This window comes from Vibrio sp. M260121 (assembly GCF_036533715.1).
Classification (GTDB): domain Bacteria; phylum Pseudomonadota; class Gammaproteobacteria; order Enterobacterales; family Vibrionaceae; genus Vibrio.
In genome coordinates this window covers 1-23,111 of the sequence record NZ_JATABF010000011.1, presented here as the reverse complement: position 1 = coordinate 23,111, position 23,111 = coordinate 1, and the positions used below count along the sequence as shown (strand labels likewise).

Genomic DNA, 23,111 nt, shown 5'->3' with positions numbered 1-23,111 from the left:
CCAAATGGAAACCCTAGGTCAAAAAACGCTTTTCTACCATAAACTTAGAATTGACCATCCCCTGTCTTTTATTACGAGATGCGGAGTTATGATGCCGTAGCAACGTTGGCTGGAGTAGAAGAATGACAATCAATCTGGATATGCAAAACGTCTTGGTATTAAAGCGTATGTATGAGCTACGTAACGTGCGTTTAGTGGCAGAATCCCTAGGAAAAACATCTGGTGCCATCAGCAAAAATCTCACCAAAATGAAAGCGCAAATGGACGACCCTCTTTTCATTCAAACCAAAAATGGTTTTGAGCCGACCTCCTTTGTTGAAGCCAACATGCCGCACTTCGAGCAGATATTAACCAGTGTTGACGCGATCAAACCGCAAGAATTTTCTCCGTCTCTCTTCACCGGAGACGTTGCTATTTACGCGAATACACTATTCTGGGATCGATACGGGGATAAGCTTTACTTGCAACTGCTAGAGCAAGCTCCCAATGCGAACTACTCGTTTTTAAGATGGGGAGCGGATGCACGAAACCGTATAATCGATGGGGAAAACGCAATCGCGATCCACTACTTCGATGAAGATCTCCCTCAGTCCATTGCTCAAAAAGAGCTAGGCAAGGGTAAAGCAGTGTTCTTTGTTCGAAAAGATCACCCAGCGCAAGATTTCCAATCCTTAGAAGATTACACCTTCATACTATTCAAAACTCCCGGCTGGAACGATCACAAATACCCATTATTGGATCGTTTGAAGAACATCGGTTTTGACGTGAAGCCCAAAGTCGAGATCGAACACCCAGCAATGATCCACAACATCATCATGAAAACCGATCACTTCGGTATCACCATGAGCGGGAATGTGCCCGAATGTTGTCGAAGTATCGAACTACCAAACGGGCTGGAACTTGGGGTTAGCTTTGTGATGAGCTGCCGTCGCTCACAACATCACGATCCGCAAAACCAATGGTTGTTCAGCGTTATTCAATCCATCATTAAGCAACATTCTAAACTCGATTAGAACTTGATTTCACCGAGCACACCAAGTGTGATGGCTTGTTGGTGTTTGTTGATGTATTCAATATCTTGCAAGTAAGCGGTGTGGTGACAGCCCTCCATATTGGCTTGGAACCGAGCATCGCCCTTCGCAGCCATTAACCGCATGTGGTCTACCAACGCCGTCAAACGCAACGTCATAACCTCGACCAACTCTTCACGCTCTAATCGAGTACAACCATAAGCGTCACAGAAGATCTTGGTTCTGCGAATTTGCTCCTCAAGCGTCCCCATTTTATCGTCTTCATCAGTTTTGAACGGTGCCCAGCCATACACAGAAAAAGCGATGTCCCAAATTCGAGGTGCTGGATGAGCGGTATCAAAATCGAATACTCCCACCACAACATCGCCCTCTAACGCGACGTTATAAGGCATGAAATCGCCATGGCAAATCACCTCTTTTGGAGAGCGTGAAGGCAGCATCCAGTGATGGACACCTTGTGTATTGAGCTTGAGGAAACTTTCAGAGGCATCGTGAAAACGACGTAGTAGCTTAGCAGCGGATTTCAGCGCCGTTAACGAGCTAATTGAGCCTTCTAGCGGGTAATTGTAAGTCTCGCCTTCAACGAAAGTCAGCAGCTCCTTTCCTCCCTCAATGGAGACGGCTTTTGGACACGCAGTAAAGCCGTGGCTGTGAAGATGTTGAAGTAATTGATGAACCGTCATCGTCCAATGACTGGCAGGTCGGCTAACGAGCTCTCCCTTTCGATAAATGGCATTCTCTCTGCCACCTTCTAACGCTTCCATTACAGCTCCTTGATGCTCAGAGCGTGCGCTCTGTGAGTGATGACGACATGAAACGTACTTCGTCATCTTAGCACCCGAACTTTACTCATGGAGGCCGATAATGTTTCAGATTGTTAGATAAATCGCACTTCGTTTCCGTCTTGTGATTGAGCCCTAAAATTGCGCTTCTAGGCTTTGCCTTAACCACTCGATAAATGCTTTCACGTGCGGCCTTTCTTCACCGCGAACAATCATGTGATGCGCACCTCGGCTTGGCATCGACCAACCTCCGATTTGCACCAACGAGCCTTGCTGCAAGTGGTCTTCAACGAGCAAATCACGCACCAACAACACGCCAAGCTGATTCACAGCCGCTTCAATGGCGAGCAAGGAGTGCTCGAATTCCCCCGTTAGTTTTATGCTTGTGCCTTGATATCCTTGATGTTCCAGCCAACATTGCCAAGTTTCCTGATAGCCCCCCGTCGCGAGCTTTGGTAAGCGAATCAAATCGGCCAAATCGCGGACAGGATTGAGATGCAAAAAACCTGGGCTCGCCACAACGCTCCAGTTTTCTCGCGTCAGTTGAGTCGCTTGTTGGCTTTGCCACTCTCCATAACCATTGATGATCTCCACATCCGCGATATCGCTGTTACTTGGCATCGCGTTAGCCGTAGTAGAGACTTTGAAGCTGATTTTAGGATGTTGACGGTGAAAGTCAGCCAATCGCGGCATGAGCCATTGAGAACAGAAGCTGTGTGCCACATGTAACGTCAGTTGTGCTTGTTGTTGTCTAGAGAACAGGTGCTGAGTTGCCGCAGATAAGCTTTGGAAAACATGACTTACCACAGGTAAATATTCATGAGCGGCTTGAGTCAGATTGAGCTGGGCGCCATTACGTTCAAATAAGGTAGCATCCAAATACACTTCGAGGGATTTAACTTGCTGACTCACCGCCGCACGAGTGACATTGAGCTCCTCTGTCGCCTTGGTGAAGCTTTGCAATCGAGCGGTCGCTTCAAACGCTTTCAGAGAATTTAATGGCGGTAGGTTTTGCATATCAGGCTCCAGACAAACTAGTAGAAGATACTATGACGGAGCTGTGACAAATTAATGAAGGGAAACAAAAAAGCCAGCGTCAGACGCTGGCTTTCAAAGTCACTGATTCAATAATGAATTATTGAGCAGCTTCTTCAGTTTGGTATTGGAAAGCTGGAACAACAACTTCTACACGACGGTTCTCTTCACGACCTTCGCGAGTTTCGTTGCTAGCTACTGGGTTAGCTTCACCCATACCTTTAACAGTCATACGGTCTGCAGCGATACCTTCAGCTTGGAAGTGCTCAGCAACTGCTTGTGCACGCTTCTCTGTTAGCTGTTGGTTGTAAGCTTCAGAACCAGTTGTGTCACTGTAGCCGTTGATTTCAACTTGAGCTTGTGGGTAAGTGTTCATTAGCTCAACAGTACCGTTGAACGCAGAAGCGTCTTGTAGTTCAGCGCTTTCTAGGCCGAATTGTACTGTTGTAGATTGAGCTGGGTACTCGTGGTCAACGATGCGAGTCGCTGGACGAGTTTCAACTACTTCTTCTTGAACTACTGGCTCAGAACCGAACTTGTAGTTGAAGCCGATACCGAAGAAGTCAGCATCCATGTCGTCGATGATGTCATCAGACATATCTTGGTAACGTTGGTACTCAGCGCGTAGGCTCCAGTTGTAGTTGATTTGGTATTCAGCACCTAGAGAGCCAGTTGGTACGAAATCTTTCTCGTCACCAGCCATCATGTATGCAGCACCTACTTTAGCGAATAGGTTCCAAGAATCATTTAGTGGTAGGTTGAACTTAGGAGCAAGAGTTAGTGCCCATAGGTCACCATCAACTGTGTTTAGGCCAGCTTTGTTGAAGTTAGCAGTGAAGTTACCTAGGTAATCTACGCCGTATTCAGCAGCTACGTATTCGTTGAAGTTGTAACCGATGTGCATGCCAGCAGCAAAGCTATCATCATCACATGGCGCGTCTAGATGACATGCGTCGTTAAGAGCGTTGTAACCTAGCTTACCGCCGATGTAAGTGTCAGCAAGAGCAACATTCGACATTACGCCACCAGCTAGAACGGTAGCCACTGCAAGAGCGATTTTTTTCATTATTTTTACCTTTAATGCGAAGGTGACCCGACTACTCTCTTACCACCTTAAAGCGGTCATCACGACAGTCAGTACCTACACTGTTTCAAGTGATTACAAATTACGTCAACAATCTGAACTAATTCACCTTAACGATGTCTTAAATTGAGATTATCCATTAAACCATTGATTAAGATGCTCATCCGAAGATTTCCAAGTTTTGAGTACACTGCTTTACCAGCACATGAACAAATTGAGTCAATCTCTTAAAGCACTAAATTCCGAAGCAAGGATTATCCAACTTAATTTGCATACATACACAGCAGCTAAAAGAAACTTTTAGTTGCAGTGCCTACATACAGACCGGATACATATGATTTGTAAATGGTTGAGATTAGATAACTTTTGTGACGTAAATCTCAAAGCGACTTTAACAGAACAACTCCCTTTATCATAAATTAGATTTATTGTCGTAACAATTAGTTTTTCTAATCAATGACCACGTAAGCACCAGAAACTGAAGGATTTTTGTTTTAGGTGGTGAAAAAATTGACACAACCCACACATAAGGCAAGGAAAAAACCTACAAAAAACACAGCTCGCGAAGTGCTAGCTGTGAACTAAATGGCTTAAATCTTGTCCGAAACCGCCAATGTTGCAGCTAAAACATCTTGTCCAAACAACACACTACGTTCTGGTGACCAACCGTAAAGTGGGTCTGGGTGGTTGTTATTATCTTTGAATGGCATCTCGATTGTGTAAGACAAACACTTGAACTGCTCCGCCACCCAATTAGAGCCAACCGTCAGATTCGCTTTACCCGGTTCATCTTTGTCGTAGCCGATCTCGTCTTGGAACTCTGGTGTAATCGTCAGAAGTGCTTGTTTAAACGCGTTTTCCAACTCAGCCATGCCTTCGTCATAAGAAGGAATGCCTTCAGATCCCGCTACAAAATTGTAAGGGATAGCTTCATCACCATGAATATCTAGGAACATATCCACGCCAGTCTTTAGCATGTGCTCACGAACCAAGAAGACTTCAGGACTCTTTTCCATTGATGGCGTTTGCCACTCTCGGTTGAGGTTCACACCCACTGCGTTAGTACGCAAGTGACCACGAACACCGCCGTCTGGGTTCATGTTTGGTACAACGTAAAGTACTGCTTTTTCTAGCAATGCACGCGCAACCGTGTCGTTTTCATCCAACAGACGTTGAATCATGCCTTCCATGAACCATTCTGCCATCGTCTCGCCTGGATGCTGACGTGCAATCATCCAGATTTTCTTTTTACCTTCTTCTGGCTCACCGAAAGTAAGCAAGCTCATGTCATTGCCATCTAGCGTGTGACCCAAAGTTTCCAACTGGCAGTGGTGTGCACTTTGTGCCATGTGTAATAAGTCTAGATGACGATCGTACGTGTATGGTGCAAAGTACGCGAAGTAGATTGAGCTGCGCTCAGGGATAACAGTGAAAGTCAGCGTATCACCATCGAACTCTGCTGGCACGCGGAACCACTCTTCACGATCGTAAGACGCAACAACGTCGTAGCCTTGCCAACCTTCTGGGTAAGCCGACTTCGCAAGATCAAGTAGTTTGATGGTGTGCGATTGCTCGGCTTCGGTCTCAAGACGGAAGTGGAACCACTGGTAGAATTCCGACATGTTGTCGTCAGGGATTTTAAGTTGGATGTCGTTTTTGTCGTCTGCTTTCACTACGTGAATGCTGCCGCTGTCGAAGTTGCTGAATACTTTCATTCTATTACTCACCTTTTGCATCTGAGCTTGAAAGACTGAGGCTAACACAAAGGGAAGAGGTGCCTCTAACGATTTCACTTCTTCCCTATCCGTTTGCGATCAAAATATTCAGTTTAGTCGAGCTTATCCGCTTTGCCTGCTGGTCCCGCAAGTTTTGCTAGCCACTTATCCCAGATAAATGGTGTTTGCTCATTATCTTCTGCTTCCTCTTTTCGGCGTACGGCATTACGCACCATCATTGCCCCTGTCCAACGAAAAGGCTCTGGTGGGAATTGTCCTAATGGTCCTCTGGCTAAACCGCTTCGCGTCCAGTCATTATCTAACCCCAATACGAATGAAGATAAGATCTTTCCGCCCATTCGAGTCTGAGCCACACCGTTACCCGAATAGCCAAAGCCGTAAAAGACATTGTTCTGTTTATCTAGCTCGCCAAAGAATGGGAAACCGGTAGCAGAGCGATCCGAACCACCCGTCCATGAATAAGCGAATTCTGTTCCTTTTAAACGCGGAAACAGCTTATCGAACGACTTACGCAGCAGATTTTGATAGTGCGTTGGTTTATTAAACATCACGTCGACGCGGTTATTGTAAGAGAATTGGTTGCCGCCCTTACCCAACATCAAACGACCATCTGGCGTATCTCGATAATAATGGACGAAGATACGTGAATCCAACACGCTAGATCCCGTTTGCCATCCTGATTGAGGCAAAGCGTCACCCAGAGGTTTTGTAATCACCATATCTGAAGAGACAACAACGATGCTGTTGTTAAATTGCTTAAAGTGTTCCACCATCCAAGCATTTAATGCCAACACTACTTGCTTCGCTTTGATGCTCGCATTAGGCGTACTAACGGTTGCAGGTTGACCATAATCTAAACGCGTCATTGGCGTATTTTCATAAACCTCAACACCCAACTCCATTGCGACGCGTCTTAATCCTCTCGCCAATAAAGCAGGTTGAACGCTGGCAGCAACTGGAGAGTGGAAGCCTTCTATATTGCGCGGCGATCCCGCGTTGGCACGCAGCTCCTCAGCTTGGCAACGGCGCCAACTATTAACTTTTAAACGCTTTAGCTCATCCACAACAGGCTGCATTCCTCCCATCTGAGCTTGGTTGGTTGCGGTGTAATAAACCCCTTTCAACGATAATTGCGCATCGATCTTGTGCTGCTGACAAAAACCGTCGATCTCTAGCACTGCTTGCTCCGACTCTTTTACCAACCAAGCGGCGTGTTCTTCACCGAATAAGCGTTTCAAAGTCGGAAATTTTGTCGACCAAGTCAGCATACAACCGCCATTTGCGCCCGATGCACCACTGCCACACAAGCCTTTTTCAATCACAACCACCTGTTTTTCCGGCGATTGCTGCTTGATCATGATCGCAGTCCAAAGACCGGTGTAACCACCGCCGACAATAGCGACGTCCGCTTGGAGGTTTTGTTGAAGTGGTATTGCGGTTTCTGGCTGCTCAATTTCAAGTGCTTGCTTAAACCAATATGAAGGGTGAGTCATTCAATATCCTTTGTAAAAGTGACGCACACAACCGTGCTTTGTCACCACTTTACAAACCTACCGAATATTCAACGAGCTAGAAAAACTTACGCTGAGCGTTAGAAAATACTCATGAGATATTATATTTAAGAAATACATTCATCAGGAATATATATATTTAATAATAAAAAAGGGGAGCAAATGCTCCCAAAAATAATAGAACGAATATACAACAAGGATTAAACAGGCAATAGAGTTATAAATGCTAGCGAATAAATTAATTAACGATTACCAGGTTCACGCATGCGGTATTCGTATTTCACATTCAATATTGGTTGGTATGCGATTTGACCGTTATCTTGCAGGAATTCATCTACTGTTACTTTCGCATTAGTAATAGAGAAAGACTGGCGGTCTACGATATCAAATGAGCTTTTGAATTCGTCTCTTAGCTGCGCTGACGACTTGCTTTGATAGTTCTTAATCATTTCAAAGCCCATGTCGTAAGCGGCTTGTTTACTGTCTACAACATTACCATGAATGGTTCTGCTGTTATTAGTCCATTGGTAACCACCAGCAATAGCAGCGATTGGAGTAGCGGTTAATGCGATAAGACTTGCTAGAGTGATTAAACGTTTCATAATGTGCTCCTTACTTACCTTTTAAATATCGAGTTCCAAATACTCGATTAATGTAGGGTACGTATAGAGACCTATAGCGAGTCAGATTAATTTCCATTTTATTTTAATTTACTGTTAGGCTCGGATTTTGCTTTTAATAAAAAACCAAGTAAATCCGTAGATTAACTTTTCTAGATAACTTAATCAGACCTTCTAAATTTTTTCTTATCGGATTGAATCTATCTAATCGCTATAAATAAGTGCGTTTTGGATATGACACGATGCTTCTCTACTGTACGCGCTCTGACCGCGAATCCTGACACTCTCATACCAAGCCTTACAATACCTCTTCTGATTTTTCTCATAGAATCCCACCTAAAAGAACACTGTTCAAAACTTATGCCTGTCATCGCCTGAGCAAAACGAGTAACCATTTTGATTGCCCTCCTTTCGCGCTCCATAACCAGCGCTCATAGCCACTTTGACAGAGCCAACACTTTTGGAAATGAGACTGGAGTGAAATGACCATGAACAAATCCATCTTGCATCAAAGTAAGACCATTTACTCAGACCAGTTCGCGGAGATCTATCACCCGATCTGGAGTTACCGCATTAAGTTTATTGCGCGCGCATTGTTCTACAAGAAAGCATTCAACTACTTGGCTGACAACATTGAAGCGTCAACATTAGAGATGCTGTGTACGCGCACTCACCGATTCTTAGAGAAGCCATTTCGTCCTTACATTATTAAGAATGGACCTGCTTTCGACCGTTCTGCGCTTGTTGTCGATCACTACAACTCGGTAGCAGACCTGATCTCGCCTGAACTGATTCAAGAGATCTACACCGATGCGGAAGGTCTAACTCTGACTTCATTTGAAATTGACGACATCTTGTATTCGGTCCGCTTGGTTTACGAAGCGCGTTACCAAAAAGAAGGTGATATGAGCTTGGTGCTGCATAGCCAAGAAGATGGCAACTTCTATACCCTTTCTTTCAGCTTGGGTCATGAGAATGGCGAGCGATGCATCATGATTGGTGGTTTACAAGGACCACGCAGCTGTGAAGAAAACAACGCAAAAATCAAAAAGCTGACGCGTAAGCTATACGGTCAACGTCCGAAAAGCTTGATGGTTGGATTGCTGGCTATCGTTGCGCAGGTTTGGGGCATAGAAACACTGTTGGCAGTAAAAACTCAATCGCACACTTACGCAGCTAAGCGTTACAGCAAAGGAAGAATCAAAACCGATTACGATGCGCTGTGGCTAGAACTTGGTGGCACAGAATACGACCGCAACTTCTACTCTATCGACGTAAATGCACCTCGTCGTGATATTGAAGGTATGTCTCGTTCAAAACGTTCTATGTACCGTCGTCGTTACGAATGGCTAGACAACACCAAAGTCACTTTCGAACAAGTCCTAAGAAACTAAAAGGCTAAAAGCTAAGGGGAAACGTTTATGCGTTATTCATTCGTTACTGCTTTGGTGTTGTCGACACTTTCTTTGTCTGCCAACGCAACCACCAGCGAACACATCATAGGTACAAACATTGGCTATGGCGGTGTGAACTACGACGCACCGACGAGCGAAGAATCAGGCGACATGTTCTTAGGTGAGATTTATTACCGCTACATGCCAACGCATAACTTTGGTATCGAAGCGGGTTATAAAGGCGCGTTTGACGGTATTGGTTCGATACTCGTGAGTCCGATTTCAGAAGTCACCGATACGAGCTTCTCCGGACCTCGCTTAAGTGGCTATGCTAGCTATCCACTGGGTTCAGGCTTCGAGCTTTACGGCAAGGCAGGTGTCACTCTCTACACTCTCGAATACACCTATAAAGTAAACGGTCAGAGCAAAAACATCGAACACTCAAGTGTTGGTGGTGAAGCGGCTGGCGGTATTGGCTGGAGCTATAAACACTTTGGTTTGAATGCAGAATATGTGTATTCAAAAAACAGCGATTTTGACTCTAGCGGCGTGATGTTTGGTGCGCAATTGCGTTTCTAAACAAGGCTTACAGGTTAATACAAAAGGCAGCGAGAGGCTCATTTGCTGCCTTTTCTTTTTTGTATTAACGGGCGCATATCCCGCTCATTAGTTAATGCGTTAATGCCAAAATAATCCCCACCAGAATCGAAGTAACCCCAATACCCCGAGTGAGATACCATTTCTCAGACAGAAACCAAATCCCCATAAACAATCCAAACACAATGCTGATTTGCCTTAGTGCCACCACCAAACTTACGTTGTCTGTCATGGTCATCGCAAACAACACCAAGCCGTAGGTGGATGCCATCATTACCCCTGCCATGCTGGCTGTTTTGCGGATCTGCCACGCTGTCTTAATCTCATCTGGCTTGCCCATAACTAAGCACCATACAAGGGCTGGAATACCAATCGCCCAAAACTGCACGCCCAAGTAGAAGATTGCACTGTACTGATCATTCAAGATCTCTGATGCTTGTCCTGTGAGTAAGCTCAGCGCTTCTTTATCGACTACCGAGTAACCCGTTGTGCCTATTGCGGCAATCAATGCCCAGAACACACCAACGTTCAAATAAGAGCTCAATGTCATCTGACGAAAATTCGTCAGTGGTACCAGCATACAACCAAGAGTAATTAGTAAGAATCCAAGCCACTGCTGACTAGATAATTCATGTCCCAATGCAACACTGATTGCGCCGACCATCATCACAGGCAGTGCCCGAGCAATCGGATAAACCACACCCACGTCTGCGTGCTTATAAGCGACAATCAAACCAACCAGATAAACCATTTGTGAAATGCCGCTAATGAACAGCAATCCCCAAAACTCACTCGGTAATGATGTCCAGCCAATGGTTGCCAAATACCAAATCAAATAAGGGGTAAGAATGAAACATGCAGAAAAACTGGCGGCCATGGTAAACGCGAGTCCAGAGCCTGAGTTGCTTTTGCCAAGGATATTCCAGCCCGCATGAAGAACAGCAGAGAAAACGACGAGACCAATCGCCAACAAATCCATTTCAATGTTCCTGTCTGAATAAAATAAAGGCCCCGAGATGGAGCCTTAGATAATGAGAAAATCCACTTAACGATTGAGTTCCGCCAGAGATTCAATGCTGATGGCATCGTGTCGCCAATACTCGATATCGCAATCAATCAACTCACCGTGCTGGTTGTAGTTGATGCGCTCCACTACCATCGCTGGCGTACCGGCTGTCGCGCGCAGTGCCTGAGCCATTTCACCCAACAAGGTGCTGGTTGAAATGCGGTAGCGAATCTTTTGATACGTCACGCCATAATGCTCGCGGTAAATGTCCGTCAGTGAGTTTGACAAATCATAGTCCAGCAGATTCGGAAACAGCTCTGGGCGAATATAGTTTGTTACGAATACTACAGGTCTATCTTCAAGGTATCGCACACGATCGACTCGATACACGTCCGAGAAAGGCTGCAAGTCCAGCAAGCGCGCAGCTTGTTTGTTTGCCAACGTTCCTTTTGCTGCGACCAACTCCGTTTTTGGCACGCGATTTTGCGCTTTCGCCATGTTCGGGAAATTTAGCGTTTGGGTTGGGTCGTAACGCAATGGCTCGGGTGAGATAAACCAACCTCGGCGATCTTCGCGATAGATTCGACCTTCTGCTTCCAGCAGTGATAAAGCTTCACGCAGAGTGACGCGTGTAGTATCGAACGACTCCGCCAACTTACGCTCTGCTGGCAGTTTTTGACGCGGCGATAGCATGCCCGCTTCAATCTGTTCAACAATCGAATCTTTAATTTTTACGTATTGCACGAAGTGTCCTTATCTTTTGCGCCAAGCTTGTGTGCGATTCTCTAACAATTTACCCAAAGTCATCTGAACAATCTTCGCAATTGCGGCAGCCATCATGATCATCACAGCCATTGCCGCTGCAGCGCCAGTTTGACCTGCATCGTCCATATTCAGAATCGAGACCGAAGCCGGAATCGTATCGGTTGAGTAAAGGAATACTACCGCAGAAGTGGTGGTCAATGCATTAACAAACAAGTAAGTCGCAATGTCCAAAATCGCAGGTAAACACACAGGTAATGTCACTTTAAAGAACAACTTGTATTGAGGAAGCTTCACCGATGCCGCCGTGGCTTCAATCTCCGATGGCAACTGCTTTAGCGCTGTCAGGGCTGTCATGTGACCCACGGTGTAGTAATGCACTACCGTGTTAATTACCAAGAAGGCCATGGTGCCATAAAGCACGTTCAAAGGATTGTTCGCATCATTGAAGTAAAAGATGTAACCCAAGCCAAGCACCATACCAGGAACCGCCATTGGCACCACGCTGAGCATTTGCATCACTTGGCGAATTGGACCAAACGCACGCCCTTTCTCAATACAGTAAGCACCGACAAAGATGATGGCTGTACCAATAACTGCCGTCCAACCTGCCAGCGTTAACGAGTTGAAGAATGGGCTCCAACCGTAAGTGCTCATTTCGGCAAAGTTGTAGTTGTTTAACGTCAACGCTTTGTTCCAAGGCCAGAACGTAACTAACGAGCCATACACCGCCATACCAAGCACTGCCAACACTGCAATAGAAATGATGCTGCAGTAAACCAAACAAATGCTGTCGCGCGCTTTGTTAGGTTCTGGCTGATAAGGCACGGAGCGAGTGTCAAATAAGCTCTTTTGCTTTTTCTGTACCCAGCGGTCTGCACCAAATGCCATTACCGCAGGGAATAACAACATAATGCTGGTCACCGCCCCCATGGCAAAGTTTTGTTGTCCCACAACTTGCTTGAAGATGTCAGTCGCCAGAACGTTATAGCTGCCACCAATCACTTTCGGCACACCAAAGTCCGTGATAACCAATGTAAAAACCACAATAAGCGTACTGATCAAACCGTATTTCGCCGCAGGTAACGTCACCATAAAGAAAGTTTTGATTGGTGAGGTTTTAAGTGCACGGGCAGCTTCATACAAACGGGCATCTGAAGTACGCAGCGAAGTAGTCAAAATCATCAATGCATGGGGAAAGGTCCAGAAAATCAAACCCATCGAGATACCAATCACGCCGTAAATCGAGTTTCCTAACAGCATCTCTTTGGCAATGCCTTGATTACCGAAAAGGAAGATCAAACTGATCGCTGGTAACAGCGAAGGCGCAAGAATTGGCGCAGTACCTAGGATTTGGAACAAACCTTTAAACGGCATGCATGAACGAGTCAGCGCGTAGGCATAACCGAACGCAAGCACACCCACTACCGAGGTCACAATCACGCCCAAAGTGAAGGTGTTTCCCACCGACACCCACAAGCTTGAAGAAGAAAAGTACGTCGCAAAGTTGGCCAAACCAACGAATTCGCCATTGGCATTTTGCACACTCTTGGTCAACATTGCCCAAAGCGGCATTAAGATGAACAGCACCATCATGGTCGACAAGCCAGCAAGCAAACCAAACAACACAAGGTTGTCGCGGCTAACACGTCCGAGTAAGGATTTTGCTTTGTCTTGAGTGGTCAGGCTATTCATCGTCATTGTCTTCGCATCCATGTTTACACCTACGCTGCTAGCGCTTTATCAACCGAGGGCACGGCGTAACCATGCAGCCCTTCTTCAGCAAACTGGATGTAACGTACATCGCCCGCCTTGATATTGAGTTTTTGAACCGTTTCCACAGGCACATCCACTACGATGGTTTTCGTTGAGCTGTCGTTTTGCAATATGCAATCAATGCGGAAAAACGCCCCCAGAAACTCGGTTGCCGTAACTCGCACTGGTAAAGAGTTGGTGTAGTTTTCAACAAACTTGATGCTTTCAGGGCGCACCGCAAGGTCGAAGCGGTCACCACGTTGGAGCTTTCGATTGGTCAAGCTTGGCGCTGGCATCAGGGTTTCTGCAATTCGTACTTGGGAGTCCGTTGCGACTGAGGTTTCAATAAAGTTCATGCTGCCGACAAACTCAGCGACAAAGCGCGTTGCTGGTTGCTGGTAGATCTCTTGCGGTGTGCCGACTTGCTCAATCACGCCATGGTTCATTACCACGATACGATCCGCCATCGACAGCGCTTCGTCCTGATCGTGCGTAACCATGATGGTGGTGATGCCAAGCTTACGTTGCAGCTTACAAATCTCGTCACGTAAGTGAACACGTACTTTTGCATCCAGCGCTGACAGCGGCTCATCCAATAACAGTAGACCTGGAGACAACGCTAATGCGCGAGCGAGTGCCACACGCTGCTGTTGACCACCAGAAAGTTGGTTAGGGAATTTCTCGCCAGAGGTTGGAAGACCAATGGTTTCTAACCAATAATCTACTTTCTCTAGCGCTTCTTTGGTCGACATACCTTGGTTCTTCAAACCCACCGCAATGTTCTCTTGCACAGTTAGGTTCGGAAACAGCGCGTAAGATTGGAAGACGATACCGAAATCGCGCTTCTCTGGTGGTAGGAATGTGGTCTCTTGACCGTTTTGAAAGATTGCACCAGACGTTGGCAAGTCTAAACCTGCAATGGCACGTAGCAGAGTGGTTTTACCGCAGCCAGAAGGACCAAGAAAACAAACGAACTCGCCCTTTTCAATCGCTAGCGAGATTTTCTTTAATGCAGTGAACTGTCCGAATTGCTTCACTACATTTTCGATATTTAGGTAATGTTGGTTAGTTGACATAACACACGCTCAAAATGGTATATACCAACTTTAATTTTGGAGTGTTACGTTCCAATGACAAATTTATAGCCAGAAGATGACAAATAGATGAAGGGCGGTGAGGTTTGTTCAAGTGGTAATTAGAGATTCCCGACCCACTCCTTCGTGGCTCTCGAGAATGACGTTGTGAGTGCGGATAGAAGCTCCCAACTTTCTTAAGTCCGTCATTCCAGCGAACCTAGGTGAGACTAGGAATCTACTTGCAGCAAACTCTGAAATAACAGAGAAAACAAAAAATCCACCTCAACCGAGGTGGATTTCAATATTCAACTCAAAGCAAATTCAATTAAGACTTTGGCTCTGATTTCGCGTCAAACTTCTCAGACCATGCCGCTAGAATCTCTGCACGCTTGCTGCCCATTTGCGCGAAGTCCATTTTCGCCATGTTCTCTTGAACGTTCGGGAAGTTAGACACGGTCGCTTTCACTTCTTTATGTGCAACCACCGGGTACATTTCTACGTAAAGCTCGTTTGCTGCTTTAGAGATTGACCAGTCGACAACGCGCTTCGCTGCATCAGACTCTTTTACTAGACCAACGGCTTCTGATTCCCAGCCAATGCCTTTTGGTGTGATCACCGCTAGTGGTGCGCCTTGTGTTTTCAACTTCGCGCCGCGGCTCGCCATAGAAATACCGATGGCTACTTCACCCATACCCGCTTGAACACATGGCTTAGAACCAGAGTGCGTGTAGTGTGCAATGTTCTTATCTAGGTCACGCATGTAGTTCCATGCCTGATCTTCACCCATGTTTTGTAGCCAAGCAGAAACCTGCATGTAGCCAGTACCTGAAGACGCTGGGTTCGGCATTGCAATGTGACCTTTGTAAACCGGCTTTGTTAGGTCTTCCCAAGACGTTGGTTTCGGTAGGTTAAGTTGTTTCGCTACCGCTTCGTTGAAACAAACTGCGTTAAAGAACGCATCGTTACCAAACCAAGCTTGGTTTGATTGAGGGTCGTTTAGGTTCGCGTGCAGCTCTTCCAAACCTTTTGGTGTGTAAGGCTTAAGAAGACCTTCATCTTTAAGCAGTGCCATTGACGAGCCAGCAAGACCCCAAACCACTTCCGCTTGAGGGTTGTTCTTTTCTGCCAGCAATTTCGCCGTCATGATACCGGTGGAATCGCGAACCCACTTAATCTTGATATCTGGGTTATCTTTCTCAAACGCAGACTTGTATTTAGCAAGAATGTCAGTTTCGAAAGCGGTGTAAACCGTGACTTCCTGTGCTGCCATTGCATTCGTAGCTAGCAGAGAGACAAGTGCAGCCAGCGATCCTTTCATCAAACGGTTTTTCATCATTTTCTCCAGTTAATTTGGCTAAGTTTTCATTTGGTCTGTACCAGTTGACGATATACACCCTACTGAGCCTTTGTGACGAAATCATGACCATTAAATGGCAGTTTTACGAAAATTTGCGATGAATAATCGTTCAATTGATCCGCCATTTTCTGGATATTAAAGTTTTATGAAATTGGAGATTCGCCTATTTACTGCCCTTTTCTTCCTCGCTAGAGTGAACTCTAAATTTGGTGTAGACCAATTAGCCTATTCTGATGGAAATCGAGATGAAAAACGAATACCTACTACTGACTCCAGGTCCTCTATCTACTTCTGAAACAGTACGTGAAGCCATGCTAAAAGACTGGTGTACTTGGGATGATGAATACAACAAAGACATTGTAGAAGTGATCCGCACTAAGCTTGTAACACTGGCGACGGAGCAAGATGGCTACACCAGCGTACTAATGCAAGGTAGCGGCACCGCATCAGTAGAAGCGACGATTGGCAGCGCCATTGGCAAAGATGGAAAGTTGTTGGTTGTCGACAACGGTGCGTACGGTGCACGTATCGCTCAGATCGCTGATTACCTAAATATTCCATGCCATGTAGTTTCCCCAGGCGAAACATCACAGCCACACTTGAACGAGGTGGAAACTGCATTGGCATCGGATCCTGCTATCACACACGTGGCAATTGTTCACTGTGAGACAACCACTGGCATGCTTAACCCAATTAAGGCATTTGCTTCTGCGGCAAAAGCACACGGCAAAGTGGTGATTCTCGATGCCATGTCGAGCTTTGGTGGCATTCCTATCGATATCGCTGAGCTAGGCATCGATTTTATGATCAGCTCTGCAAACAAATGTATTCAAGGCGTACCGGGTTTTGGCTTTGTGATTGCAAAACAAACTGAGCTCGAAAAGTGCCAAGGTCAGGCACGTTCTTTGAGCCTTGATCTTTACGACCAATGGCATTGCATGGAAGTGAACCACGGCAAATGGCGTTTTACATCTCCAACGCACACGGTTCGCGCTTTCTATCAAGCCTTGTTAGAGCTGGAACAAGAAGGCGGCATTGAGGCTCGTCATCACCGTTACCAAACTAACCAGAAAACACTGGTTGCAGGTATGCGTTCTTTGGGGTTTGAGCCACTACTGAGTGATGACCTTCACTCGCCAATCATCACTTCTTTCTACTCTCCGACGCACAGTGATTACCAGTTCAAAGCGTTCTACACGCGTTTGAAAGAGCAAGGCTTTGTGATTTATCCAGGTAAGGTATCGAACGCAGATTGCTTCCGTATCGGCAACATTGGTGAAGTTTACCCAGCAGATATCGAGCGCTTAATCGGTGCGATTGAAAAAGCAATGTACTGGCAAGTTGCATAAAGCAGCCTTCTGATTGAGAGAGCGTTATGACTCAGAATATCAAACCGACCCATTTCCGCAGCGAAGGTGATGTCAACACGACGCCAGCGCGCCAAGCTTGGAATGCATCGATGGACGACGAACGCACGCAAGCATTATTGAAGCGTGATTCGGAAGTCTTTCTTCATCAAGCCATGTCGACGCCTTGCTTAGATACCTTGGAAGCAGCAGAAGGCATCTACATCCAAGATGCCACGGGCAAAAAGTACATGGACTTCCATGGCAATAACGTCCACCAGCTGGGCTACGGTCATCCGTATGTGATTAAACGCGTGCAAGAGCAAATTGCCAAACTGCCGTTTTCACCACGCCGTTTTACCAATGAAACCGCGATTGAATGTGCCGAAAAACTCACACAAATCTGTGGCGGCGAATTGAACCGCGTGTTGTTTGCTCCGGGTGGCACATCTGCGGTTGGCATGGCACTTAAACTAGCGCGCCACATCACGGGCAACTACAAGGTGGTGTCTCTGTGGGATTCCTTCCACGGCGCATCGTTGGATGCCATCTCAGTAGGTGGTGAAGCGTGTTTCCGCCAAGGCATGGGGCCATTAATGGCAGGTGTTGAACGCATCCCACCAGCCGTATCTTACCGTGGCGCTTTCCCAGTTGCCGACGGTAGCGATGTGCATTATGCCGACTACCTTGAATACGTGATTGAGAAGGAAGGCGGCGTGGGCGCGTTTATCGCAGAAGCAGTTCGTAATACCGATGTACAAGTGCCGAGCAAAGCCTACTGGAAACGCATCCGTGAAATCTGTGACAAACACAATGTCATGCTGATCATCGACGACATCCCTAACGGCATGGGTCGCAGCGGTGAATGGTTTACCTACCAAGCCTACGACATCGAGCCAGATATGCTCTGCATTGGTAAAGGTTTGGGTGGTGGCTTAGTGCCTATCGCAGCCATGGTAACCAAAGACAAATACAACACCGCCGAGCAAATCTCCATGGGTCACTACACTCATGAGAAAAGCCCTATCGGTTGTGCTGCAGCACTGGCAACCATGGAAGCCATTGAGCAAGACGGCTTGCTAGATAAAGCCAAAGCCGACAGCCAGTTCATGCGTGAAAAACTGCTAGATTTGAAAGCCAAGTACCCTGTGATTGGCGATGTTCGTGGCATCGGCATGTTGTGGGGCATTGAGTTGGTCACTGACCACGAAAGCAAAGCACGCGCGTATGACGAAGCGGAAGCTGTGCTGTACCAATGCCTCAACAACGGAGTGAGCTTCAAGGTATCGCAAGGTAACGTGATTCAGCTCAGCCCACCGCTGATCATTACTCGCGAACAACTAACCGAAGCGTTGGCGATATTCGAAGAAGCCATCGCCAAAGTATGCAAAGACTTTAACTACTTCTAACCTCAACAAAAACCAATTTATTCAGAGCGCGGTTCCAATGTGTAGGCAGCGCTCGGGCAAGCAAGAAAAAGGATTGAATATGAGCAACTCACCAATTCAAGCAGTGATCTTTGACTGGGCTGGCACTATCGTCGATTTTGGCTCTTTCGCGCCAACCAGCATCTTTGTGGAAGCGTTCAAACAAGGTTTTGATTTCGAAATCGACCTTGAAGAAGCGCGCGAACCAATGGGGCTTGGTAAGTGGGATCACATCCAAGCTGTGGGTCGTATTCCTGCGGTTGATAAGCGTTGGAATGAGAAGTTTGGTCGCTCAATGACCAGCGAAGACATCGACGCTATCTATGCAGCATTTATGCCTCTGCAAAAAGCAAAAGTGGCAGACCACGCAGAGCCAATTCTCAATGCGATTGAAGTTGTGAACGGTCTGAAAGACAAAGGCATCAAGATCGGTTCTTGTTCTGGTTACCCTCGCGAAGTGATGGACGTATTGATTCCGGTGGCTGCGGATTACGGCTACAAACCGGATTACGTGGTAGCAACGGATGACCTGCCACAAGGTGGTCGCCCTGCACCATTTATGGCATTGAAGAACGTGATTGAGCTGAATGTAACCGACGTTAATGCGTGTATCAAAGTGGATGACGCCGCACCGGGCATCGATGAAGGTCACAACGCCGGTATGTGGACCGTTGGTTTGCTGCTTTCTGGTAACGAAGCGGGTCTAACGTTTGAAGAATACCAAGCCGCGGACGAAGCAACACTTAATGCCGCTCGTGAAAAAGCGCGTGCAAAATTGATCAAGAGCTCGCCGCATTACCTCATCGATACCATTGCTGACTTCCCTGAAGTGGTTGCAGATATCGAACGTCGCCTAGCAGCAGGTGAGCGTCCTTAGTCTAGAATCACGATTCTCACGCATAAAAAAACCTCTCAGCATCGAGAGGTTTTTTGTATCGCGTTTTGTCGCTAACCAAATCAAATTAGTTGATCGCAGTACTCGCTCGGCGTTTTAGCTTAAAGCCCATGTCCGTTGCATGCTCTACAGGCTCACCTTTAATGGCTTGCAGTAACTTATCTGCGGCTTTCGTCCCCATACGTTCGTAATCGAATTCCGCACAGGTCAAACTTGGGTAGGCGTGCTCACCCATGGAAGAGCCTTCCAAACAGATAATCGCAATGTCGGTCGGGACTTTCAGCACTCGGCGGTGACACTCAAACAATGCGCCAATCGCAATCTCTTCATGGCTACATACCAGAGCATTCAAACTTGAATCGCGCAGCAATAGTTTTGCCAATCCTTCCGCACCTAATTGTGAAGATGGCGCTTCGTGCGTGGTTAAGAAATGGTCCGGCGCAAGGTAGTTCTCAATCATCGCGCTTTGCCAGCCGTGTAGCTTACGTTGCAAAGTGGAGTGATCGCCGCGCGCACCAATGAAGCCCACGTTCTTGAAGCCTTGCTCAATCACATGCTTAGTACAGGCTTTACCTACCTCAAAATGGTCAACGCCGATATTGAGATAACTGGCTTTCGAACTTAGCTCAGCAATTTCCAATACTGGTGTGTTCGAGGCTTCCAAAAGCTGATTAGTACGTTGGCTGTGTTCATTACCAAACAGCACCACTCCGGCTGGACGGCTCTCAAGAAATGTCGAAAGCAGTTTCTCTTCTTGCTCTACCGAGTAGTCACTGTAACCAAGCAGCAACTGATAACCCGCTTTGTTCAACGCTTGTTGAAAGCTCGGTAAGAAAAGCGCGCACGCTTTTTCAAACAGGGAAGGAATGATAAGAGCGATGGAGTAACTTTCAGCAGACGCCAAAGCCCCTGCCGCTTTATTCGGGATATAGCCGAGCTCATCAACCACTTGTTGAATCTTTTCTCTCAGCTTGTCAGATACTAGCTCGGGCGTTCGTAATGCTCTCGACACCGTCATGGTGCCTACGCCGGCTTTTTTAGCGACGTCCGCCAAGGTGACATTGCCAGTACTTCTTCGTTTGCGAGGTTCGCTCATTGTTCTTATTTAGTGTTCTCTATTTTCTGCCGCGACATCTTACCACAGCGTTTTAGTGGTTTTGATATTAGCGCATTAGAAGTCGATCACAAGCATATGAAACTCGGATGACTGATAAAAATGGTAGCGCTATCACAATTTATGATAGCGCTATCAGATAGCGCTACCATTTGTGATCATCCTCAGATTTTTCTGACAAATTGATCGATAAAGTACCCATCAACAAAACAACAAACCGGAAAGATCCAATGCTACGTGAACTGATTACCTCTGATGTGATTCGCATCCATTCTGATGCTACTGACTGGAAAGATGCGGTGAGCAAATCCTGTGAAGCACTGATTGAAAATGGTGCGATTGAGCCAAGCTACGTGGACGCTATTTACCGCTCACACGAAGAGCTCGGTCCTTACTACGTGGTAGGTCCTGGCATGGCAATGCCACACGCTCGTCCTGAAGATGGCGTTAACCGTTTGTCTCTTGCTATCACGGTGATTCAAAACGGCGTGAACTTCGATTCTGAAGGTAACGATCCAGTAAAAATGCTGGTTACGCTAGCCGCGACAGACAGTAACTCACACGTGGATGCGATTTCTAAACTGGCTGAGTTGTTTATGAATGAAGAGCATGTAGAAGCCATCTGCACCGCTCAAAACACACAAGATGTTCTCGCGATCATCGAAAAATACTAACTCCTGATGTGCCCTTCAAAATGGGCATACACCCCTATAAAAAGAAAAGGTCTGAATTATGAAAATTATGGTTGTTTGCGGTCACGGTCTTGGTACTAGCCTAATGATGGAAATGAGCATCAAAGGCATCGTGAAAGAATTGAATGTAAACGCAGAAGTGGATCATATCGATCTAGGCTCTGCAAAAGGTACGGATTGTGACATCTTCATCGGTACTAACGACATCGTTGAACAGTTGAACGCACTTGGCGTTGAACCACGCATCGTTGCGCTTGATAACATGGTCGATAAAGTGGCAATGAAAGAGCGTCTATCTGTGGCACTTCAAGAGCTTGGCGCTCTATAAGGTGGCGTTATGGAATTCTTCAGTTTCTTAATGAACGATGTCCTATCAGAGCCGGCGGTTCTGGTAGGTCTCATCGCCCTAATCGGCTTAATTGCCCAGAAAAAACCGGTCACCGAGTGTATTAAAGGCACGGTAAAAACCATTCTAGGTTTCATCGTGCTTGGCGCGGGTGCAGGTCTAGTTGTAACTTCTCTGGGTGACTTCGCGACGATTTTCCAACACGCGTTCGGCATCACTGGCGTGGTTCCAAACAACGAAGCTATCGTCTCTATCGCGCAAGAAGCGTTTGGTAAAGAGATGGCGATGATCATGTTCTTCGGTATGCTAGTGAACATCTTGATCGCTCGCTTCACGCCATGGAAATTCATCTTCCTAACAGGTCACCACACGCTATTTATGTCGATGATGGTAGCGGCAATCCTTGCTTCTAGCGGCATGAAAGGTGTTCCACTGATCGCGCTTGGCTCTCTAGTTGTGGGCTCTGTGATGGTGTTCTTCCCTGCGATTGCTCACAAGTACATGAAGCAAGTAACAGGTTCTGACGACGTTGCGATTGGTCACTTCTCTACCCTTTCTTACGTGCTAGCTGGTTTTATTGGCAGCAAGTTCGGTAACAAAGAACACTCTACTGAAGAGATGAACGTACCCAAGAGCTTGTTGTTCCTGCGTGATACGCCAGTGGCAATCTCGTTCACCATGGGCATCATCTTTATGGTGACGTGTATCTTCGCTGGCGGTGACTTTGTACGCGAAGTTAGCGGTGGTAAGCACTGGTTCATGTTCGCGCTGATGCAATCCATCACATTTGCCGGTGGTGTGTACGTTATCCTTCAAGGTGTACGTATGGTTATCGCAGAAATCGTTCCAGCGTTTAAAGGTATCTCAGACAAACTAGTACCAAACGCAAAACCTGCGCTTGATTGTCCGGTTGTATTCCCATACGCACCAAACGCAGTATTGGTTGGCTTCCTATCGAGCTTTGCGGCGGGTCTTTTGGGCATGTTCCTACTTTACGTGATGGGGCTTACTGTGATTATTCCTGGTGTTGTTCCACACTTCTTTGTGGGTGCTGCTGCAGGTGTATTTGGTAACGCTACAGGTGGTCGTCGCGGTGCAATCTTGGGTGCTTTTGCACAAGGTCTACTGATTACCTTCCTACCAGTATTCCTAATGCCGGTACTGGGTGACTTAGGCTTTGCTAACACGACCTTTAGTGACGCAGACTTCGGCGCTGTTGGTATCCTGCTGGGTCTGATTGTTCGCTAAGTGGTTAGCTTGAATATGACTAGCTGATAACTGACTTGATTGATGCGCGAATAGGCTCATCGGCATCAATCCTAGAAAATCTATAGTCATAGCAAACGACTAGCTTTAGAAGAACCGGATCATGAAAGAAAGCAAACGCCCCTCACGTGCTGTCTCTTGATCACAAGTCTAGTGATCAAGAGACATTGCGAGCTCGTAGCCTTCAAGGATGGTTTGCAGTTTAAACCATCCTTCCCAAAGTGCCTTTATTGAAGCTCTGCCCGTCCTCTTGGTATCTTTCCAACCACCTAATTTGGC

21 protein-coding genes are annotated in these 23,111 nt (G+C 46.5%); 9 read left to right on the top strand and 12 right to left on the bottom strand.

What is annotated here, in order from left to right; translation table 11 throughout:
• The first annotated feature begins 122 nt into the window (after positions 1 to 122).
• Positions 123 to 1,013: a LysR family transcriptional regulator gene (locus tag QTO06_RS08535; protein ID WP_331407437.1), complete on the top strand. Its 891-nt coding sequence runs from the start codon at positions 123 to 125 to the stop codon at positions 1,011 to 1,013.
• Here QTO06_RS08535 and QTO06_RS08530 read toward each other — a convergent pair.
• The 6 genes from QTO06_RS08530 to QTO06_RS08505 form a co-directional block, all read right to left on the bottom strand.
• Positions 1,010 to 1,795 carry a phosphotransferase enzyme family protein gene (locus QTO06_RS08530; protein WP_331407503.1) on the bottom strand — a complete coding sequence of 262 codons (786 nt, stop codon included), beginning with the start codon at positions 1,793 to 1,795 and terminating at the stop codon, positions 1,010 to 1,012. The genes QTO06_RS08535 and QTO06_RS08530 overlap by 4 nt on opposite strands.
• 153 nt (positions 1,796 to 1,948) lie before the next feature.
• The gene (locus QTO06_RS08525) at positions 1,949 to 2,830 is read right to left on the bottom strand and encodes a LysR substrate-binding domain-containing protein (protein ID WP_331407436.1); all 882 of its coding nucleotides are present in this window, start codon (positions 2,828 to 2,830) and stop codon (positions 1,949 to 1,951) included.
• Positions 2,831 to 2,948: 118 nt separating this feature from the next.
• Positions 2,949 to 3,914: an OmpA family protein gene (locus tag QTO06_RS08520; RefSeq protein WP_005432472.1), complete on the bottom strand. Its 966-nt coding sequence runs from the start codon at positions 3,912 to 3,914 to the stop codon at positions 2,949 to 2,951.
• A gap of 608 nt (positions 3,915 to 4,522) precedes the next feature.
• Positions 4,523 to 5,647, bottom strand: coding sequence for a M14 family metallopeptidase (locus tag QTO06_RS08515; protein ID WP_331407434.1), 1,125 nt, complete (start codon positions 5,645 to 5,647; stop codon positions 4,523 to 4,525).
• Positions 5,648 to 5,760: 113 nt separating this feature from the next.
• On the bottom strand, positions 5,761 to 7,161 hold the full coding sequence (locus QTO06_RS08510; protein WP_331407433.1) for an FAD-dependent oxidoreductase: 1,401 nt from the start codon (positions 7,159 to 7,161) through the stop codon (positions 5,761 to 5,763).
• 260 nt (positions 7,162 to 7,421) lie between these two features.
• Positions 7,422 to 7,781, bottom strand: coding sequence for a DUF3316 domain-containing protein (locus QTO06_RS08505; RefSeq protein ID WP_005442378.1), 360 nt, complete (start codon positions 7,779 to 7,781; stop codon positions 7,422 to 7,424).
• A gap of 500 nt (positions 7,782 to 8,281) precedes the next feature.
• Between QTO06_RS08505 and QTO06_RS08500 the strand changes: the two genes are divergently transcribed.
• Positions 8,282 to 9,193 carry a VirK/YbjX family protein gene (locus QTO06_RS08500; protein ID WP_331407432.1) on the top strand — a complete coding sequence of 304 codons (912 nt, stop codon included), beginning with the start codon at positions 8,282 to 8,284 and terminating at the stop codon, positions 9,191 to 9,193.
• 27 nt (positions 9,194 to 9,220) lie between these two features.
• Positions 9,221 to 9,772 (top strand): outer membrane beta-barrel protein, encoded by a 552-nt coding sequence (locus QTO06_RS08495; protein WP_005445404.1) that lies wholly within the window; start codon positions 9,221 to 9,223, stop codon positions 9,770 to 9,772.
• Between the two features lie 91 nt (positions 9,773 to 9,863).
• On the opposite strand, the gene QTO06_RS08490 is transcribed toward QTO06_RS08495, so the two are convergent.
• The 5 genes from QTO06_RS08490 to QTO06_RS08470 all read right to left on the bottom strand — a co-directional run bounded on the left by QTO06_RS08490 (position 9,864) and on the right by QTO06_RS08470 (position 15,725).
• Positions 9,864 to 10,769, bottom strand: coding sequence for an EamA family transporter (locus QTO06_RS08490; protein ID WP_262590845.1), 906 nt, complete (start codon positions 10,767 to 10,769; stop codon positions 9,864 to 9,866).
• Positions 10,770 to 10,835: 66 nt separating this feature from the next.
• On the bottom strand, positions 10,836 to 11,540 hold the full coding sequence (phnR, locus tag QTO06_RS08485) for a phosphonate utilization transcriptional regulator PhnR (RefSeq protein WP_005374048.1): 705 nt from the start codon (positions 11,538 to 11,540) through the stop codon (positions 10,836 to 10,838).
• Between the two features lie 9 nt (positions 11,541 to 11,549).
• The gene (locus QTO06_RS08480) at positions 11,550 to 13,274 is read right to left on the bottom strand and encodes a putative 2-aminoethylphosphonate ABC transporter permease subunit (protein ID WP_005442364.1); all 1,725 of its coding nucleotides are present in this window, start codon (positions 13,272 to 13,274) and stop codon (positions 11,550 to 11,552) included.
• Positions 13,275 to 13,282: 8 nt separating this feature from the next.
• Complete coding sequence (locus QTO06_RS08475; protein WP_051117753.1) at positions 13,283 to 14,389, bottom strand: putative 2-aminoethylphosphonate ABC transporter ATP-binding protein; 1,107 nt, start codon at positions 14,387 to 14,389, stop codon at positions 13,283 to 13,285.
• A 325-nt stretch (positions 14,390 to 14,714) separates the two neighbouring features.
• Entirely contained in the window at positions 14,715 to 15,725 is a 1,011-nt protein-coding gene (locus QTO06_RS08470; RefSeq protein WP_005384363.1) for a putative 2-aminoethylphosphonate ABC transporter substrate-binding protein, read from the bottom strand.
• 266 nt (positions 15,726 to 15,991) lie between these two features.
• Between QTO06_RS08470 and phnW the strand changes: the two genes are divergently transcribed.
• From phnW to phnX, 3 genes are all read left to right on the top strand, one after another.
• Positions 15,992 to 17,095, top strand: a complete 1,104-nt coding sequence (gene phnW, locus QTO06_RS08465) for a 2-aminoethylphosphonate--pyruvate transaminase (protein ID WP_331407431.1) — start codon at positions 15,992 to 15,994, stop codon at positions 17,093 to 17,095.
• 26 nt (positions 17,096 to 17,121) lie between these two features.
• On the top strand, positions 17,122 to 18,501 hold the full coding sequence (locus tag QTO06_RS08460) for an aspartate aminotransferase family protein (protein WP_331407430.1): 1,380 nt from the start codon (positions 17,122 to 17,124) through the stop codon (positions 18,499 to 18,501).
• A 79-nt stretch (positions 18,502 to 18,580) separates the two neighbouring features.
• Positions 18,581 to 19,396: a phosphonoacetaldehyde hydrolase gene (phnX, locus tag QTO06_RS08455; protein ID WP_064369435.1), complete on the top strand. Its 816-nt coding sequence runs from the start codon at positions 18,581 to 18,583 to the stop codon at positions 19,394 to 19,396.
• Positions 19,397 to 19,481: 85 nt separating this feature from the next.
• Here the strand turns inward: phnX and QTO06_RS08450 are convergent, their stop codons facing one another.
• The gene (locus QTO06_RS08450) at positions 19,482 to 20,510 is read right to left on the bottom strand and encodes a LacI family DNA-binding transcriptional regulator (protein ID WP_005442357.1); all 1,029 of its coding nucleotides are present in this window, start codon (positions 20,508 to 20,510) and stop codon (positions 19,482 to 19,484) included.
• Positions 20,511 to 20,758: 248 nt separating this feature from the next.
• Between QTO06_RS08450 and QTO06_RS08445 the strand changes: the two genes are divergently transcribed.
• From QTO06_RS08445 to QTO06_RS08435, 3 genes are read left to right on the top strand one after another with little or no spacing between them, the layout of a single operon-like run.
• Positions 20,759 to 21,202: a PTS sugar transporter subunit IIA gene (locus tag QTO06_RS08445; RefSeq protein ID WP_005384357.1), complete on the top strand. Its 444-nt coding sequence runs from the start codon at positions 20,759 to 20,761 to the stop codon at positions 21,200 to 21,202.
• Positions 21,203 to 21,260: 58 nt separating this feature from the next.
• On the top strand, positions 21,261 to 21,548 hold the full coding sequence (locus tag QTO06_RS08440) for a PTS sugar transporter subunit IIB (protein ID WP_005374080.1): 288 nt from the start codon (positions 21,261 to 21,263) through the stop codon (positions 21,546 to 21,548).
• Positions 21,549 to 21,557: 9 nt separating this feature from the next.
• Positions 21,558 to 22,814 carry a PTS ascorbate transporter subunit IIC gene (locus QTO06_RS08435; RefSeq protein WP_005384349.1) on the top strand — a complete coding sequence of 419 codons (1,257 nt, stop codon included), beginning with the start codon at positions 21,558 to 21,560 and terminating at the stop codon, positions 22,812 to 22,814.
• Positions 22,815 to 23,111 lie beyond the last annotated feature (297 nt).

Excerpts from the sequence above, each read along its gene's own strand:
- QTO06_RS08445 (WP_005384357.1), top strand. The coding sequence starts at position 20,759 with ATGCTACGTGAACTGATTACCTCTGATGTGATTCGCATCCATTCTGAT.
- QTO06_RS08480 (WP_005442364.1), bottom strand. The coding sequence starts at position 13,274 with ATGGATGCGAAGACAATGACGATGAATAGCCTGACCACTCAAGACAAA.
- QTO06_RS08500 (WP_331407432.1), top strand. The coding sequence starts at position 8,282 with ATGACCATGAACAAATCCATCTTGCATCAAAGTAAGACCATTTACTCA.
- QTO06_RS08515 (WP_331407434.1), bottom strand. The coding sequence starts at position 5,647 with ATGAAAGTATTCAGCAACTTCGACAGCGGCAGCATTCACGTAGTGAAA.
- QTO06_RS08490 (WP_262590845.1), bottom strand. The coding sequence starts at position 10,769 with ATGGATTTGTTGGCGATTGGTCTCGTCGTTTTCTCTGCTGTTCTTCAT.
- QTO06_RS08470 (WP_005384363.1), bottom strand. The coding sequence starts at position 15,725 with ATGATGAAAAACCGTTTGATGAAAGGATCGCTGGCTGCACTTGTCTCT.
- QTO06_RS08535 (WP_331407437.1), top strand. The coding sequence starts at position 123 with ATGACAATCAATCTGGATATGCAAAACGTCTTGGTATTAAAGCGTATG.
- phnX (WP_064369435.1), top strand. The coding sequence starts at position 18,581 with ATGAGCAACTCACCAATTCAAGCAGTGATCTTTGACTGGGCTGGCACT.
- QTO06_RS08525 (WP_331407436.1), bottom strand. The coding sequence starts at position 2,830 with ATGCAAAACCTACCGCCATTAAATTCTCTGAAAGCGTTTGAAGCGACC.
- QTO06_RS08520 (WP_005432472.1), bottom strand. The coding sequence starts at position 3,914 with ATGAAAAAAATCGCTCTTGCAGTGGCTACCGTTCTAGCTGGTGGCGTA.
- QTO06_RS08495 (WP_005445404.1), top strand. The coding sequence starts at position 9,221 with ATGCGTTATTCATTCGTTACTGCTTTGGTGTTGTCGACACTTTCTTTG.
- QTO06_RS08475 (WP_051117753.1), bottom strand. The coding sequence starts at position 14,389 with ATGTCAACTAACCAACATTACCTAAATATCGAAAATGTAGTGAAGCAA.
- QTO06_RS08460 (WP_331407430.1), top strand. The coding sequence starts at position 17,122 with ATGACTCAGAATATCAAACCGACCCATTTCCGCAGCGAAGGTGATGTC.
- QTO06_RS08435 (WP_005384349.1), top strand. The coding sequence starts at position 21,558 with ATGGAATTCTTCAGTTTCTTAATGAACGATGTCCTATCAGAGCCGGCG.
- QTO06_RS08450 (WP_005442357.1), bottom strand. The coding sequence starts at position 20,510 with ATGAGCGAACCTCGCAAACGAAGAAGTACTGGCAATGTCACCTTGGCG.
- QTO06_RS08510 (WP_331407433.1), bottom strand. The coding sequence starts at position 7,161 with ATGACTCACCCTTCATATTGGTTTAAGCAAGCACTTGAAATTGAGCAG.
- QTO06_RS08440 (WP_005374080.1), top strand. The coding sequence starts at position 21,261 with ATGAAAATTATGGTTGTTTGCGGTCACGGTCTTGGTACTAGCCTAATG.
- phnW (WP_331407431.1), top strand. The coding sequence starts at position 15,992 with ATGAAAAACGAATACCTACTACTGACTCCAGGTCCTCTATCTACTTCT.
- QTO06_RS08505 (WP_005442378.1), bottom strand. The coding sequence starts at position 7,781 with ATGAAACGTTTAATCACTCTAGCAAGTCTTATCGCATTAACCGCTACT.
- QTO06_RS08530 (WP_331407503.1), bottom strand. The coding sequence starts at position 1,795 with ATGGAAGCGTTAGAAGGTGGCAGAGAGAATGCCATTTATCGAAAGGGA.